The sequence below is a fragment of the Terrabacter sp. 2YAF2 genome, assembly GCF_052114705.1.
GTDB lineage: Bacteria > Actinomycetota > Actinomycetes > Actinomycetales > Dermatophilaceae > Terrabacter.
In genome coordinates this window covers 74701-90250 of the sequence record NZ_JBFRFG010000018.1, presented here as the reverse complement: position 1 = coordinate 90250, position 15550 = coordinate 74701, and the positions used below count along the sequence as shown (strand labels likewise).

General features: G+C 70.8%; 13 protein-coding genes and 1 pseudogene. 4 read left to right on the top strand and 10 right to left on the bottom strand.

Annotated elements, in window-relative coordinates; genetic code table 11:
- Positions 1-238: 238 nt before the first annotated feature.
- From AB4030_RS17880 to ligA, 7 genes and pseudogenes are all read right to left on the bottom strand, one after another.
- Complete coding sequence (locus AB4030_RS17880; protein ID WP_442280555.1) at positions 239-847, bottom strand: branched-chain amino acid ABC transporter permease; 609 nt, start codon at positions 845-847, stop codon at positions 239-241.
- A 73-nt stretch (positions 848-920) separates the two neighbouring features.
- Positions 921-1112 (bottom strand): annotated as a pseudogene (locus AB4030_RS17875) (ABC transporter permease subunit); the annotation flags it as partial.
- Between the two features lie 143 nt (positions 1113-1255).
- Complete coding sequence (locus AB4030_RS17870; protein ID WP_442280554.1) at positions 1256-2125, bottom strand: branched-chain amino acid ABC transporter permease; 870 nt, start codon at positions 2123-2125, stop codon at positions 1256-1258.
- A 122-nt stretch (positions 2126-2247) separates the two neighbouring features.
- Positions 2248-3492 carry an ABC transporter substrate-binding protein gene (locus AB4030_RS17865; protein ID WP_442280553.1) on the bottom strand — a complete coding sequence of 415 codons (1245 nt, stop codon included), beginning with the start codon at positions 3490-3492 and terminating at the stop codon, positions 2248-2250.
- An 85-nt stretch (positions 3493-3577) separates the two neighbouring features.
- The gene (locus AB4030_RS17860; protein WP_442280552.1) at positions 3578-4270 is read right to left on the bottom strand and encodes an ABC transporter ATP-binding protein; all 693 of its coding nucleotides are present in this window, start codon (positions 4268-4270) and stop codon (positions 3578-3580) included.
- Between the two features lie 58 nt (positions 4271-4328).
- Entirely contained in the window at positions 4329-5093 is a 765-nt protein-coding gene (locus tag AB4030_RS17855; protein ID WP_442280551.1) for an ABC transporter ATP-binding protein, read from the bottom strand.
- 241 nt (positions 5094-5334) lie between these two features.
- The gene (gene ligA, locus AB4030_RS17850) at positions 5335-7482 is read right to left on the bottom strand and encodes an NAD-dependent DNA ligase LigA (RefSeq protein WP_442280550.1); all 2148 of its coding nucleotides are present in this window, start codon (positions 7480-7482) and stop codon (positions 5335-5337) included.
- Between the two features lie 145 nt (positions 7483-7627).
- On the opposite strand from ligA, the gene AB4030_RS17845 reads away from it, so the two are divergent.
- Positions 7628-9139, top strand: coding sequence for a long-chain-fatty-acid--CoA ligase (locus AB4030_RS17845; protein WP_442280549.1), 1512 nt, complete (start codon positions 7628-7630; stop codon positions 9137-9139).
- Between the two features lie 158 nt (positions 9140-9297).
- Entirely contained in the window at positions 9298-10530 is a 1233-nt protein-coding gene (locus tag AB4030_RS17840) for an Ig-like domain-containing protein (RefSeq protein WP_442280548.1), read from the top strand.
- Positions 10531-10610: 80 nt separating this feature from the next.
- On the opposite strand, the gene AB4030_RS17835 is transcribed toward AB4030_RS17840, so the two are convergent.
- Positions 10611-11591, bottom strand: a complete 981-nt coding sequence (locus AB4030_RS17835; protein WP_442280547.1) for a methionine synthase — start codon at positions 11589-11591, stop codon at positions 10611-10613.
- A gap of 69 nt (positions 11592-11660) precedes the next feature.
- Here AB4030_RS17835 and AB4030_RS17830 point away from each other — a divergent pair, with 69 nt between their 5' ends.
- A complete protein-coding gene (locus tag AB4030_RS17830; protein WP_442280546.1) occupies positions 11661-12566 on the top strand; it encodes a GNAT family N-acetyltransferase in 906 nt (301 codons plus the stop codon).
- Here the strand turns inward: AB4030_RS17830 and mnmA are convergent.
- Positions 12541-13722, bottom strand: coding sequence for a tRNA 2-thiouridine(34) synthase MnmA (gene mnmA, locus AB4030_RS17825; RefSeq protein WP_442280545.1), 1182 nt, complete (start codon positions 13720-13722; stop codon positions 12541-12543). The two genes, AB4030_RS17830 and mnmA, sit on opposite strands and share 26 nt — an antisense overlap.
- On the bottom strand, positions 13719-14909 hold the full coding sequence (locus AB4030_RS17820; RefSeq protein ID WP_442280544.1) for a cysteine desulfurase family protein: 1191 nt from the start codon (positions 14907-14909) through the stop codon (positions 13719-13721). The genes mnmA and AB4030_RS17820 overlap by 4 nt, the downstream gene beginning before the upstream one ends.
- Before the next feature lie 118 nt (positions 14910-15027).
- Between AB4030_RS17820 and AB4030_RS17815 the strand changes: the two genes are divergently transcribed.
- On the top strand, positions 15028-15501 hold the full coding sequence (locus AB4030_RS17815) for a hypothetical protein (RefSeq protein WP_442280543.1): 474 nt from the start codon (positions 15028-15030) through the stop codon (positions 15499-15501).
- Positions 15502-15550: the final 49 nt, after the last annotated feature.

Genomic DNA, 15550 nt, shown 5'->3' with positions numbered 1-15550 from the left:
CATGGCCGGTCGGGCGATCCAGACGATCAGCAGGGCCAGTCGCGGGAACACGCCGGCCAACAGCACGAACAGGCAGCCCATGGCCTGATCCTCTCCTCGATGTCACCTCCAACGCTCTCGCCCAGACGGCGAGGCCGGCGTCACCCGGAGAGGGTGATCGGGGACTCGCTCCTCGGATGCGAGATCGGTCCTGTGTCGAGTCGACGCCAGCAGGTGTGCCGAAGGAACGACCGTCTGCTCACTCCCGGGTCGTGCGACGCCGGTCGAGGACGTAGCGGCGCAGGACGTTGCGTCCCGTCCCCCAGATGCCGTGCCGGAAGAGCAGGACGATGAGCACGAAGATCGTGCCGGTGATCAGGCCGATGCCCTCGAAACCCGAGCTGGCGAGGTAGTCCTCGAGGGTCACGACGACGCCGGCACCGACGAGGCCGCCCCAGAGGGTGCCGATGCCGCCGAGCACCGTGATGAGCACGACCTTGCCCGACGTCGTCCACATCAGCTCCTGGAGCGAGGCGAACTGGTGGCTCACCGCGAAGACGCCGCCGGCGAGACCTGCGAGACCCGCCGAGATGATGAACGCCGTGATCTTGTAGCGCTCGACGTCGTACCCGAGGGCGCGAGCGCGCGCCGGGTTGTCGCGTACGGCCGTCAGCACCCGGCCGAAGGGCGAGTTGACGACGCGCCAGGCCACCAGGATGCCGAGCAGGATCAGCACGGCCCCGACGTAGTAGAAGTAGAACGGGTCGGTCTCGACGGACTCGATGCCGAAGAAGTTCCTTGGGATGCCCTGCAGGCCGTTCTCGCCACCGGTGAGGTCGCGGGCCTGGTTGGCGACGAAGTAGAGCATCTGCGCGAAGGCGCAGGGTGATCATGGCGAAGTAGATGCCCGTGCGCCGCACCGAGAGGTAGCCGATCGGCCACGCGATGAGCATCGAGAAGACGGCGCCGCCCAGCACCGCGACCGGGAACGGCACGCCCCAGTGGGTGGCGATGAGGCCGGTGCAGTACGCCGAGCCGCCCCAGAACGCGGCGTGCCCGAAGCTGAGCAGCCCGGTGAAGCCGAGGAGCAGGTCGACGCTGATCGCGAAGAGGCCCCAGCACAGGATGTCCATCGCGACGGGCGGGTAGATCCAGTACGGCAGCATCACGAGCACGGCGAGCCCGGCCAGGAGCAGGACGTAGCGCAGCGGGTTACGGCGCGAGAGGATCGAGGGCTGGGCCAGGTCGACGTCGACCTTGGCGGTCATCTGCTCGCTCATGCGACCTCCTCCCGTCCGAAGAGGCCCGAGGGCCGGACGAGGACAACGAGCGCCATCAGGACGAAGATGACGATCTGGGCGTAGGCGGGGGCGTAGGCGACGCCGTAGGCCTCGACGAGGCCCACGAGGAAGCCGGCGACGACCGCGCCGAGGATGGAGCCGAGGCCGCCGATGACGACGACGGCGAAGAGGATGATGATGAAGTTGCTGCCCATCTCGGCGGTGATCGCACGGGTGGGGGCGGCCAGGACGCCCGCGAGGCCCGCGAGGGCGATGCCGAAGCCGAAGACGGGCGTCACCCACCGGCCGACGTTGATGCCGAGTGCTCGCGTGCGCTCGGGCGCCTCGGTCGAGGCGCGCACGATCATGCCGATCCGCGTCCTCGTCAGGAGCAGCCCGACGGCCACGCAGACGACGACCGAGAAGAGGCACGCGAAGATCGCGTACGTCGAGAGGTTGACGCTGCCGATGTTGATCTGGCCACCGAGGCCGGCCGGTACCTCGTACGGCAGACCGGAGACGCCGTAGCGCTGCTTGACAGCCTCGACGAGAACCAGCGTGAGCCCGAAGGTGAGCAGGAAGTTGTACATCGGGTCGAGCGCGAGGAGCCAGCGCACGAGCAGCCGCTCCATGAGCACGCCGAAGCCGAACATGAGGATCGGCACGACGACGAGCGCCGGCCAGAAGCCGATGTGCAGCTCACCGAGCAGTACGGCGGAGAGGACGGCGCCGAGCATGTAGCAGGCACCGTGGGAGAAGTTGACGACCCCGAGGACGCCGAAGATGACGGCGAGCCCGAGCGCGGACAGCGCGTAGAAGCCGCCGGCGGCGAGCCCCTGGAGGGTGTACTGGATGAATTCGCTCATGTCTCTCGCTCGTTCGCGGTCGATCGGTGCGGGCACGCCCCTGACTGGAGCGGGAGCTCTGCGCTGGTATGCCGTCCGGTGCGTCCTCGTGGACGCCACCGGGCGGCATACCCGCGGGCAGGTCAGCTCATCTGGCAGGCGGGGTTCGGCTCGCCGTAGGCCTCGGCCGCCGGGATGGTCTTGACGATGTCCTCGAAGTCCCAGTCCTGCGACGCCGACGACTTGACCTTCGCCAGGTAGACGTCGTGGATCACCGCGTGGTCGGCCTTGCGAACCTCGCCGTTGCGCAGGAAGAGATCGTTGATCTTCTTGCCCTCGAGCTGGGAGATGACGGCGTCGGTGCTGTCCGTCCCGGCCGCCTGGACGGCCTCGAGGTAGTTGAGCGCGGCCGAGTAGTTGGCGGCGTGGACGAACGAGGGGCGCGTGTTGGTCTTGGCCTGGAAGCGGTCGGCCCACGCCTTGTTCTGCGCGTCGAAGTTCCAGTACCACGGGTCGGTGAACTGGGTGCCGGCGAACTGGTCGACGCCGAGCGTGTGGATGTCGGTGATGAACATGAGGCCGACGGCGAGGGTGACCTTGCCCCGGAGCGGGCTCTGGTTGAACTGCTTGACGAAGTTGATGAGGTCACCGCCGGCGTGCATCGAGCCGATGACCTTCGGGTTGCCCTCGCCCGCCTTGGTGATGAAGGTGGCGAAGTTGTCGCTCGGGAACGGCGAGGCGATCGACTGCCCGACCGTGCCGCCAGCGGCCGTGATCTCCTTCGTGAAGGACTTGTTCATGTCCTGGCCGAAGGCGTAGTCGGGGTAGACGATGTTCCACGACGTGCCGCCGGCCTTGGTGACGGCGCTGGCCGTGCCGCGCGCCAGCACGGCGGTGTTGTAGGCCCAGTGGAAGGTGTACTTGTTGCACTTGGCGCCGGTGAGCGCGGTCGTGCCCGCGCCGATGTTGATGTAGAGCTTCTTCTTGGCCTGGGCCTGGGTGGCGACGGCGAGCGCTGCCGCGGAGTTGGGCACGTCGAGGATGACGTCGGCCTTCTGGCGGTCGTACATCTCCTGGGCCTTGGAGTTGGCGATGTCGGCCTTGTTCTGGTGGTCGGCCTGGACGATCTCGATGTCCTTGGCCACCGCCTTGTCGCCGTACTTCTTCTTGTAGTCGTCGATCGCGAGCTGGATGGCCGCGGCCGAGTTGGGACCGGAGACGTCCTTGTAGACCCCCGACTGGTCGTTGAGCAGACCGATGACGACCTTGTCGTCGGAGAGCTTGCTCGAGCCGCCCGACTGGGGGCCGCCGGCCCCGCCGCACGCGGCGAGCGCGAGCGTCGCGGTCGCCGCGATCGCGATGGTGCCCTGGACTGTCCTGCTACGCATGTCTGCTCCTGGTTGATGACGAGGTGGGACGGGGTGGGTGGCGTGTGCTTGTCGTGCGCGCGGAAGTCCGGCCGCGCTGCCGGGCCTACATGCCGAGGTAGCTGAGCAGCTCGCCCTCGCGTGCCCGGAAGTCGTCGTTGCCGAGGTGTTCGACGACCTCTCCCTGCGCGAGCAGGTAGTGCCTGTCGGCGACCGTCGAGGCGAACTTGACGTTCTGCTCGACGAGGAGCACGCCGACCCCGTGGCCCTTGATCTCGCGGATGATCTCGCCGATGCGCTGGACGATGACGGGGGCCAGGCCCTCGCTCGGCTCGTCGAGCAGCAGGAGGCGGGAGCCCATCCGCAGGACCCGGGCCATGGCGAGCATCTGCTGCTCGCCCCCCGACAGCTTGGTGCCGGGGAAGTCGCGGCGTTCGTGCAGCACCGGGAAGAACTCGTAGACGCGCTCGAGCGGCCACGCGTCCGGGTGGACAACGGGCGGCAGCATCAGGTTCTCGGCGACGGTGAGGCTCGCGTAGATGCCGCGGTCGTCGGGCACCCAGCCGATGCCGGCGCGGGCGCGGGCGTCGGCCGAGCGCTTGGCCAGGTCGCTGCCGTCGAAGGTGATGGCGCCCTCGGTCTGCCGGTGCAGCCCCATGACCGAGCGCAGCAGGGTCGTCTTGCCGGCGCCGTTGCGGCCGACGAGGGTGACCACCTCACCGGGAGCGACGTCGATGCTGACGTCGGTGAGCACGCGCGCCTCGCCGTACCATGCCGAGAGCGCAGATACTTCGAGCATGCGCGGGGACGACTGTCCCCCAGCGGAATTCGTGACGGCAGTTGCCACGCCGGCTTTGTCACTCATGGGCTGCTCCGAGGTATGCCGTGATGACCCGCTCGTCAGCGCGCACCTGCTCGTAGGGTCCCTCCGCGAGCACCTGCCCCGACTGGAGCACGGTGACGCGGTCGGCGAGCGATCCGACGACGTGCATGTTGTGGTCGACGAAGACGACGGTGCGGCCCGCCGCGAGCTGCTTGACGAGGGCGATGGTCCGGTCGACGTCCTCGATGCCCATCCCCGCCGTCGGCTCGTCGAGGAGCAGCAGCTTGGGGTCGAGCGCCATCGCGATGGCGAGCTCGAGCGCGCGCTTCTGGCCGTATGCGAGTGACGAGGCGGGCGCCCCGGCGCGGTCCGCGAGCCCGACCTGCTCGAGCAGCTCCATGGCGCGGTCCTTGAACGTCGCCATGCGGGTGACCGAGCGCCACCACTGCTTGCCCATGCCGGTCGGGCTGGCGAGGGCGAGCTCGAGGTGCTCGCGCAGCGTCATCGCCTCGAAGAGGCTCGTGATCTGGAAGGAGCGCGCGATACCGAGCGGCGCGATCTGCTCGGGGGCCCGGCCGGTGATGTCCTGGCCGTCGAACAGGACGGTTCCGGACGTCGGCGAGAGGAAGCCGGTGAGCAGGTTGAAGAGCGTGGTCTTGCCCGCTCCGTTGGGTCCGACGAGGGCGTGGACCGTGCCGCTGGCGACCGACAGGTCGACCTCCGAGACGGCGCGGAAGCCACGGAACTCCTTGGTCAGGGCCCTGGTCTCGAGCAACGGGGTACCCGTCAAGACCTGCACCTCCTCGTGCGTCGCGCTCGGCTGAGCGGGGTGTCGGGTCGTGACGGTCGGGCGCGACCGAGGGCATCGACTCCGGGAAACTTCGGCAAAGCCTAGGAGGACGGCCCGGCGAAAAGACGGTGGCGATCCACACACCTGAGTGGCTTCTGTGGGGTCGGCACACATGAGCACGAGACCGCCCACCGTCGCCGCCGGTCGGTACGTGGACCGACCCGTTCAGCCCGTCAGCCGATCGGGAGGGTCAGTCGGGCGAGCCCGTCTCGAGGAGACGCCGGAAGCCGTCCTCGTCGAGGATCGTCAGGCCCAGCTCCTCGGCCTTGGCGGCCTTGGACCCGGCGTTGGCCCCGATGACGACGTAGTCCGTCTTCTTCGACACCGAGCCTGACGCCTTGCCGCCGCGGCTGATGATGGCCTCCTTCGTCTCGTCGCGGGAGAAGCCCTCGAGCGATCCCGTGACGACGACGGTCTTGCCCTCGAGCGTGCGCTCCACGGACTCGTCGACCTCGTCGGCCATCCGGACGCCCGCGTCGGCCCACTTGCGGACGATCTCCTGGTGCCAGTCGACCGCGAACCAGTCGGTCACGGCCTCGGCGATGACGCCCCCGACCCCCTCGGCCTGCGCGAGCTCCTCGGTCGAGGCGGCCCGGATCGCCTCCATCGAACCGAAGTGGGTCGCGAGCGCCCGGGCGGCGGTGGGCCCGACGTGGCGGATCGACAGGGCCACGACGACCCGCCACAACGGCTGCGTCTTGGCCTTCTCGAGCTCGGCCAGCAGCGTGACTCCACCCGCTGACAGGACACGTCCGTCGACGACGCGCTCGGGGGGATCGGTCTTCTTCGCGGCTCGCGTGTAGAGCGGGACCCGCGTGAGCTTCTCGCGGGTGATGCCGTACTCCCCCGCGTGCGGGCTGTCTTCGGGCGGCGCGAAGAGGTCGCCCTCGTCGGTGATGATGCCGGACTCGAGCAGGGCGATGGAGCCCTCCCAGCCGAGGGCCTCGATGTCGAGCCCACCGCGCGCGGCGAGGGCGAAGACCCGCTCGCGCAGCTGGCTCGGGCACGAGCGGCTGTTGGGACAGCGGATGTCCTTGTCGCCCTCCTTCTCGGGAGCGAGTGGCGTGCCGCACGCGGGGCACTCGGTCGGCATGACGAAGGCGCGCTCGGTGCCGTCGCGCAGGTCGACGACGGGCCCGACGATCTCGGGGATGACGTCACCGGCCTTGCGCAGCACGACGGTGTCACCGATGAGAACCCCCTTGCGCTCGACCTCGTAGGCGTTGTGCAGCGTCGCCTGCTCGACGGTCGAGCCGGCGACGACGATGGGCTCCATGACGCCGTAGGGGGTGACCCGGCCGGTGCGGCCGACGTTGACGCGGATGTCGAGGAGCTTGGTGTTGACCTCTTCGGGCGGGTACTTGAAGGCGATGGCCCAGCGCGGCGCCCGCGACGTCGCGCCCAGCTGGCGCTGGAGCGGGACCTCGTCGACCTTGACGACGATGCCGTCGATCTCGTGGGCACGGTCGTGACGGTGCTCCCCGTGGTAGCTCACGAACTTCTCGACGGCCGCGACGTCGTCGAGCACGCGCACCTCGTCGGAGGTCGGCAGCCCCCAGGCGCGCAGGGCGGCATACGCCTCGCTCTGGCGCTCGACGTCGAAGCCGCGGCGGGCGCCGATGCCGTGCACGAGCATGCGCAGCGGGCGGCTGGCCGTCACCTTGGGGTCCTTCTGGCGCAGCGAGCCGGCGGCCGCGTTGCGGGGGTTGGCGAAGGGCGCCTTGCCCCCTTCGACGAGGCTGGCGTTGAGGTCGGCGAAGGCGGCGGTCGGGAAGAAGACCTCGCCTCGGACCTCGACCAGAGCCGGCACGTCATTCCCGGACAGCCGCTCGGGGACGCCCTCGATGGTGCGCACGTTGTTGGTCACGTCCTCGCCGGTGCGCCCGTCGCCTCGCGTCAGCGCCCGCACGAGGCGACCCTTCTCGTAGAGCAGGTTGATGGCCAGTCCGTCGATCTTGAGCTCGGTGAGGTAGTGGGCGCCGGAGCCGACCTCGCGCTCGACGCGCTCGGCCCAGGTCTGCAGCTCCTCGAAGGAGAAGGCGTTGTCGAGGCTCAGCATGCGCTCGACGTGGTCGACGGTCTCGAAGCCGGTCGCGAACGAGGCGCCACCGACGTTCTGGGTCGGGCTCTCGGGCGTGCGGAGCGAGGGGTACTGCTCCTCGAGCGTGTTGAGGCGACGGATGATGGCGTCGTACTCGCCGTCGCTGATCGTCGGCGCGTCCTTGACGTGGTAGGCGAACTGGGCCGTGGCGGCCTGCTCGGCGAGGTCGGCCCACTCCTGGTGGGACTCGGTCGGGACGTCGTCGGTGACAGCCGTGGGGCCGGTGCTCTCGCTCACGCGCTCATCCTGCCAGCCGGTCCCGACGAAGCCCGGTCGATGACACTCGTCACATGGCGTCGGGCGCACCTGGTCTGTTCACCGGCCGACCCAGCGGTAACAATGGGCGCGAGATCGAGCGCCCGCCCCCTGCGAAGGAGCAGAGATGACCAACCTCGCGACCAACCTCGCCGCCACCGCGGCCCGCGTCCCCGACAAGGTGGGCATCAAGCTCGACCAGGTCGAGCTGTCGTGGTCCGCGCTGCACCGCGCGGCGGCAGCGGTGGCCGGCCGGCTGCGGGCGGCAGGACTCGAGCCCGGCGACCGGGTGTCGCTCATCCTCCCCAACGTGCCGGCATACCCCGTCGCCTTCTACGGCACGCTGCTCGCCGGCGGCGTGGTCGTCCCGATGAACCCGCTGCTGAAGTCCGGGGAGATCCAGTACTTCTACGAGGACAGCGGCGCCCGCTTCAGCTTCGTGTGGCCCGACTTCGCCGACGAGGCCGGCAAGGCGGCTGCCGAGACCGGCACGCGGCTCGTCGTGTGCGGACCGATGGGCCCGGCCGACGGCCAGTTCGACGCCTCCGAGTCGGCGGCCGCCCCCGTCCTCGAGCCGGTCGAGCGCGCCGACGACGACACGGCGGTCATCCTCTACACGAGCGGCACGACCGGCAAGCCCAAGGGCGCCGAGCTGACGCACTTCAACCTCCACCGCAACGCCGAGCGCACCGCGGCCGACATCATGGAGATCAGCGAGGACGACGTCATCATGGGCTGCCTGCCCCTCTTCCACGTCTTCGGCCTCACCTGCGGGCTCAACACCTCGGTCCAGCGCGGATGCACCCTGACGCTGCTCCCCCGCTTCGACCCGGCCAAGGCCATCGAGATGTTCGGGCGCGACCACGTGACGATCTTCCAGGGCGTTCCCACGATGTATGCCGCGATCCTCCACCACCCGAACGCCGACCAGGCCGACACGGGCAGCCTGCGCACGTGCGCGTCCGGTGGCTCGGCCATGCCGGCACAGGTCATGAGGGCCTTCGAGGAGAAGTTCGGGTGCCAGATCCTCGAGGGCTACGGCCTGTCCGAGACCTCACCCGTTGCCTCCTTCAACATGCCCGACAAGCCGACCAAGCCTGGCACCATCGGCCGCGCCATCCCGGGCTGCGAGATGAAGCTCGTCGACCTGGAGGGCAACGACACCCCCGCCGGCGAGATCGGCGAGATCGCGATCCGCGGCGAGAACATCATGAAGGGCTACTGGAACCGCCCCGAGGCCACGAAGGAGGCCATCCCCGACGGGTGGTTCCGGTCCGGCGACCTCGCGACCGTGGACGACGAGGGCTACTTCACGATCGTCGACCGCAAGAAGGACATGATCATCCGCGGCGGCATGAACGTCTACCCGCGCGAGGTCGAGGAGGTGCTGTACACGCACCCCGACGTGCTCGAGGCCGCCGTCGTGGGCGTGCCCGACGAGCTCATGGGCGAGGAGGTCGGGGCCGCGGTGGTGCTCCGTCCCGGCTCGACCGCGACGCTCGAGGAGGTCCAGACCTACGTCAAGGAGCGCCTCGCCGCCTACAAGTACCCCCGCCGGATCTGGAGCCTCGACGAACTGCCCAAGGGTCCGACCGGCAAGATCCTGCGCCGCGACGTCCGCGCCCAGGAGGCCTCCTGACGACGACCCGCAGCGGCGACACGCGCGGCGGTTGCACTCGCCGTTGGTTTTGGCGTATTGAGCCCGATCGGTGACACTGGGTCGGAGTCACTATCGACGTGTCGCACCCCGTCCCGCCCCGGAACGGGTGGCGTCTCGTCTGCGAAGGGTAATCACGCGTGAAGTCGAGCTTCCGTTCCGCCGTGGTCTCGGGGATGGCCGCCCTGGCCGTGCTCGGCGTCACAGCCTGCAGTGCGACCGCACCGGCTGACCAGGCCAAGCCCGGGAGCTCGGCGTCCGACGTGTCCGGTGCGACGCAGTCGCAGGCCCCCACTCCGACCACCGACCCGGTCGTCTTCACGAGCACGCCCGCCGCCGACGCGGAGGATGTCGCTGTCGACACGCGCGTCACGGCCTCGGCGCAGAAGGGCACCCTGACGAAGGCCTGGCTCTTCTACACGAGCAAGAAGGGCAACCGCATCTCGGTCGACGGCACGCTCAAGGGCGGCGCCTGGACCGCAGGTGACCTCCTCGAGCCGGGCGTCACGTACACCCTGACGATGGAGGCCACGGACGCCGACGGCAAGACCACGCAGACGACCAAGACGTTCCACACCGCGAACCTCACCCTGGACGACCAGGTGGACGTCGCGGTCTCCCCGCGGGACGGCGGCACCGTCGGCATCGGCATGCCGGTCGTCGTGCGCTTCGACCTGCCCGTCGTCGACAAGGCGACCTTCGAGAAGCACATGTCGGTGACGGCGACGCCCGCGCAGGCAGGCTCCTGGTACTGGCTCAGTTCCCGCGAGGCGCACTGGCGCCCCAAGACGTACTGGAAGGCCGGTAGCAAGGTCCACGTCGAGGCCGACCTCAACGGCGTGCCCGCAGGTGGCGGACGCTACGGCCAGCTGAGCCAGACGTCGGACTTCACGATCGGCCGCTCGCTCGTCGCCAAGGTCAACCTCACGACCGACCAGATGGACGTGATGATCAACGGGAAGCTGGCCAAGCGCATCCCCGTCACGGGCGGTCGTCCCGGCTTCATCACGCGCTCGGGTGTCAAGGTCATCATGGACAAGCAGACCAACATCACGATGAAGGCCGAGACCATCGGGCTGAAGAAGGATGACCCGAACTACTACGCGGACACCCTGGTCAAGTACGCCATGCGGGTCACGAACTCCGGGGAGTTCCTCCACAGCGCTCCGTGGTCCGTGGCCGACCAGGGCCACCGCAACGTCAGCCACGGCTGCACCGGCATGAGCGAGCCCGACGCCGGCTGGCTCTACAGCAACGTCATGATCGGCGACGTCGTGGAGACCACCGGCACGGCCCGGCCCATGACCATGGGCAACGGCTACGCCGACTGGAACCTCAGCTGGGCGACGTGGACCGCGGGCTCCGCGCTCTGAGATCGCTCAGCACCTGAAGAGGCCGGTCACCTTCTGGTGACCGGCCTCTCACGTCCCCGGTGACGTACTCGGCGGCAGCCTCAATCGACGCTGCGCTCCTCGAGCTCGCGGGCGGTCTCGACTGCGGCGCGCTGCACCGCTCGCGCGACCTCGGGCGACGCGGCGGCCAGACCGCACGCGGGCGTGACCACGACGTCGGCGAGCGAGCGCAGCGGTAGGCCGGTGCGGGTCCAGGCCCCGACGAGGGAAGCGGAGAGGTCCTGAGGGCGGGTGCGGCCACCGTCGGTGGGCACCGCACCGGCATGAAGGCGTATGCCGTCCTCCACCGCCACCGCCACGCCCTCCCACTCGCGCGGGCGGAGCAGCGAGGTGTCGAGCGACAGGGCGGTCGGACCGGTCGCACGCAGGAGTGCGAGTGGCGGGGCCGCCGCACAGCAGTGCACGACGGTGTCCCCGCCGTGGGCGCCGAGCACGGTCGTGAGTCCGGCCGCAGCCACCTGCGGGTCCAGGCTCGGCAGCCGGCCGAAGCCCGACGACGTCGGGAGCCGGCCGGCCAGGACGGTCGGCAGGCTCGGTTCGTCCACCTGCAGCACGACCTCTGCCCCCGGGACGAGGCTCCGGACGGCTGCGACGTGCAGGCGTACGCCCTCGGCGAGCGACGCGACGAGGTCACGGCAGGCGCCCTCGTCGACGATGACGCGCTCGCCGCGCGAGAGCCACACGTTCGCAGCGAGGGTCCACGGCCCGACGACCTGGAGCTTGAGCGGTCCCACATGGCCGTCGAACGCCTCGGCGAGCTCGTCCAGGTCCTCGCGCATCAGCGCCCCGGTGCGTGAGGCGTCGCGCCCGGGCCGGTCGACGAGCCTCCAGCCGATCGGCTGGAGGTCCACCGGCAGCTCGACGAGCAGGCCCGCGGTGCGACCGATCATGTCGGCGCCCGGGCCGCGGCTCGGCAGCTCGGGCAGGTAGGGCAGCTGACCGTCGAGGAGCTCGCGCACCTGTGCCAGCGCGTCACGCACGGAGGTGCCGGGCCAGGAGCCGATGCCGGTAGCGAGAGTCACTGCGCCAGCCTAGGCCGCACCCGAGGCGTCCTCGCACCCGCTCGGCATCGGGCGAGCAGTAGCGTGGCGATGGTGCGACCCCACGACCTCAGACGCCGCGACTTCACCGGCCCCGACGACCTCCGCGCCATGCAGGACCTCGCCTCGCGGCTGTGGTCGCCGACGAGCCGCTTCCATCCGGGGCAGCTCGCCTGGAGCCGGTACTACCGCCCGGTCGACCCCGCCGCACTGGACGACGGTGAGGCCGTCGCCGTGTGGACCGAGGCGGGCGAGACGCTCGGATTCGGGTGGGCGGAGGCGCCTGACTGGCTCGAGCTGCAGGTCGACCCGGCTCGGCCCGACGTCGCCGAGGAGGTCATCGAGTGGTTCGAGGAGGTGAGCGACGCCGAGACGCAGTCAGCTCTCGTCATGGAAGGCGATGTCGCCGAACAGGCCCTCGGCGCAGCAGGATTCGCGCCACAGCCCGACGAGCCGTTCTTCACCCACCACGCCCTCGACCTCGTCGATCTCCCTCCGGTGCCGAGCGTCCCGGGCTACCGCCTGCGCCACGTCGAGCCGCACGAGGCCCGTGAGCGGGCCGCCGTGCACGCCGCCTCCTGGTCCGACGTCGGGCCGTCGGAGGTCGACGAGCAGGCCTACGGGCAGGTCATGGGCGCCTGGCCGTACCGTCCGGACCTCGACTGGGTCGCCGTCGATGCGAACGGCGAGATGGTGGCCTCGGCCCTCGTCTGGCTCGACGACGCCCACGGCGTGGGGCTCGTCGAGCCGGTCGGCTGCGTGCCCGCACACCGCGGCCGGGGCCTGGCCGGTGCGGTGACGCTGGCGGCCCTGCACCGGCTCGCGGAGGTGGGAGCCCAGGTGGCGCAGGTGAGCCCGCGCGGAGACGACGGCTATCCCGGCCCGCAGCGGCTCTACCGCTCGATGGGCTTCCGGCCACAGGCCCGCACGGTCACGTGGAGCCGGTCCCTGCGCTGACCGCACCGGGCTCATTGGTGCCGGACTCGGAGGTGCCGGACTCGGAGGTGCGGGACTCGCCGGTGCGCTCCAGGCGGGACGCCGCGATGGTCGCCGACCCCACGACGCGCGTGCCGTCATAGAGCACGACCGACTGTCCGGGAGCCACGCCTCGGATCCGAGCGTCGAGTCGCACCTCGACACGGTCGCCGTCGGCCCAGGCCGTCGCGGCGTGCTCCTCACCGTGCGCGCGCACCTGGGCGCCCACCCGGACGACGCCCTCGGGCGCCGGACCACACCACCGGGCGTGCTGGCCGGTGATGGCGTTGACGCCGAGCAGGTCGGCGGCACCGACGACGACCTGGTTGGTCTCGGGCCGGACCTCGACGACGTAGCGCGGCTCCCCGTCCGGAGCAGGCCGGGAGAGCCCGAGCCCACGTCGCTGTCCGACGGTGTAGGCGAAGGCTCCCTCGTGGTGCCCGACGATGTCACCGCTGGTGTCGACGATGTCGCCGGGCGCCGCCCCGAGCTGCCGCGTCAGCCAACCCCGGGTGTCGCCGTCGGGGATGAAGCAGATGTCGTGACTGTCCGGCTTCCTCGCGATGTAGAAGCCACGCTCCGCCGCCTCCTCGCGGATCTGCGGCTTCGTCGTGTCGCCGAGCGGGAAGAAGGAACGGGCGAGCTGCTCCGCGTCGAGCACGCCGAGGACGTAGCTCTGGTCCTTGGCGGTGTCGACGGCGCGATGCAGCTCGCGCCGCACTCCCCCGTCGCCATCGGTCGTCTCGACGACCTGGGCGTAGTGGCCCGTGGCCACCGCATCGAAGCCGAGGGCGACCGCCTTGTCGAGCAGGGCGGCGAACTTGATCTTCTCGTTGCAGCGCAGGCACGGGTTGGGGGTTCGACCCGCGGCGTACTCGGCCCGGAAGTCGTCGACGACGTCGCGCGTGAAGCGGGCCGCCATGTCCCAGACGTAGAAGGGGATCCCGAGCACGTCGGCCACGCGTCGCGCGTCGCCCGCGTCCTCGATGGTGCAGCAGCCCCGGGCTGACTCCCGCAGGGTCGCGGCGCTCTGGCTCAGGGCGAGGTGCACGCCGACGACCTCGTGCCCGGCATCCAGCATGCGGGCCGCGGCGACCGCCGAGTCGACGCCCCCGCTCATGGCAGCGACGACCCTCACGACGCGGTCGCCTCCCGCGCGCGCCGGGCGCGCTCGATGGCGGCGGGCAACGCCGCGATGAACGCGTCGGCATCGGCGCGGGTCGACGTGTGGCCGAGCGTCACGCGCAGCGCTCCTCGCGCATCGCTCTCCGCGACGCCCATGGCGAGCAGGACGTGGCTCGGCTGCGGCACGCCTGCCTGGCACGCCGACCCCGTGGAGCACGAGACGCCGGCTGCGTCGAGGAGGTAGAGCAGGGAGTCACCGTCACAACCGGGCACGAGCAGGTGCACGTTGCCCGGGAGCCGGCTCGCTCCGTCGCCGCGGTGCCACACCCCGGACGGCCTGATGTCGGGTGCGATCGCCATGGCCCGGTCGATGAGGTCGTCGCGCAGGGCCACCAGGCGGGCCGCCTCGGCGTCCATCGACGCGGTCGCCTCGACGAGGGCGGCAGCGAAGCCGACGATGGCCGGGGTGTCGAGGGTGCCGGAGCGGACCTGTCGTTCCTGCCCGCCACCGTGGGTGAGCGGGACGAGCGCCGCGCCCCGCCGTACGACGAGGGCGCCGATGCCCATCGGACCGCCGAGCTTGTGCGCGGTCACCGACATGAGGTCCGCGCCACTGGCGGCGAAGTCCACGGGCACGTGCCCGGCGGCCTGCACCGCGTCGGTGTGCAGGGGCACGCCGAACTCGTGGGCGACGTCGGCGAGTGCGCGGACGTCCTGCACGGCGCCGACCTCGTTGTTGGCCCACATCACCGACACGAGGGCGACGGAGTCGGGGTCGGACTCGATCGCGGCCCGGACCGTCGCGGGCTCGACGACACCGTCGGCGGTGCACTCGAGCCAGGTGACCTTGGCACCCTCGTGGGCGACGAGGAAGTCGACGCAGTCGAGGACGGCGTGGTGCTCGGTGGCACCGACGAGGAGACGCACCCGGGCGGGGTCGAGGTCGCGGCGCGCCCAGTAGGTGCCCTTCACCGCGAGGTTGTCGGACTCCGTACCACCCGAGGTGAAGACGACCTCGGAGGGACGGGCGCCGAGGCAGCGGGCGATCTTCTCGCGTGACTCCTCGACGGCGCGTCGGGCGGCTCGCCCGGTGCGGTGCAGGGAGGAGGGGTTGCCCACGACCGCGAGCTGCTCCGTCATCGCCGCGAGAGCGGCAGGGAGCATCGGCGTCGTCGCCGCATGGTCGAGATAGGCAGTCACCTGACGATTCTAGGACGCCACCGCGCGCCGCCCGGACCGCTGCGGGGCGAGACCGCTCCGTGACGGCCCCACCGGCGCCCTCTCCGCCGTGGGGCCTGCCTGTCTTATGATCGGCCCCATGGGTGGCAGCCAGGAGAGCACCGGCGACAGCCGGCTCCGTGCGCCCGCGGCCCACCGCGCCGTCTCGGCCCTCGCCTGCCCGGTCGTCGGCTACTTGGTCGCCCGTCTGCTCGTCCGCCTCGCGCCGTCGCTCCCCCCGGCGATCACGTATGCCGTGTGCCTGGCCGTCGCGGTCGCCCTCGGTTGGCGGGCGTGGTCGGCGCGGATCGAGCTCGGGACGAAGAGCCTGCGCGTCCACAACACGCTCGCCACCACGACCGTCGACCGCCGCGAGGTGCGGCGCGTGTCGTCAGCCGGCCGGCTCGAGTGGAACCGTCCGGGGTCACGGCCCGTCCGGCTGCCGTCGGAGGCGCTGCGCGGGGCGTGGTGGACCTTCGGGACGGGGCGGACGGCATACGCCCTCAACCGCGAGCGCCTCGAGAGCTGGGCCCGCCTGACGGCCCGGCTCGACCTCGACCCCGAGGCGGCCTGACGTCACACACGTGGAGAGGCCACGGACCGGTCCCGGTCCGTGGCCTCTC

Coding starts and splice junctions, on each gene's coding strand:
- AB4030_RS17880 (WP_442280555.1), bottom strand. CDS start 847: ATGCTCTACTTCGTCGCCAACCAGGCCCGCGACCTCACCGGTGGCGAG.
- AB4030_RS17870 (WP_442280554.1), bottom strand. CDS start 2,125: ATGAGCGAATTCATCCAGTACACCCTCCAGGGGCTCGCCGCCGGCGGC.
- AB4030_RS17865 (WP_442280553.1), bottom strand. CDS start 3,492: ATGCGTAGCAGGACAGTCCAGGGCACCATCGCGATCGCGGCGACCGCG.
- AB4030_RS17860 (WP_442280552.1), bottom strand. CDS start 4,270: ATGCTCGAAGTATCTGCGCTCTCGGCATGGTACGGCGAGGCGCGCGTG.
- AB4030_RS17845 (WP_442280549.1), top strand. CDS start 7,628: ATGACCAACCTCGCGACCAACCTCGCCGCCACCGCGGCCCGCGTCCCC.
- AB4030_RS17830 (WP_442280546.1), top strand. CDS start 11,661: ATGGTGCGACCCCACGACCTCAGACGCCGCGACTTCACCGGCCCCGAC.
- AB4030_RS17815 (WP_442280543.1), top strand. CDS start 15,028: ATGGGTGGCAGCCAGGAGAGCACCGGCGACAGCCGGCTCCGTGCGCCC.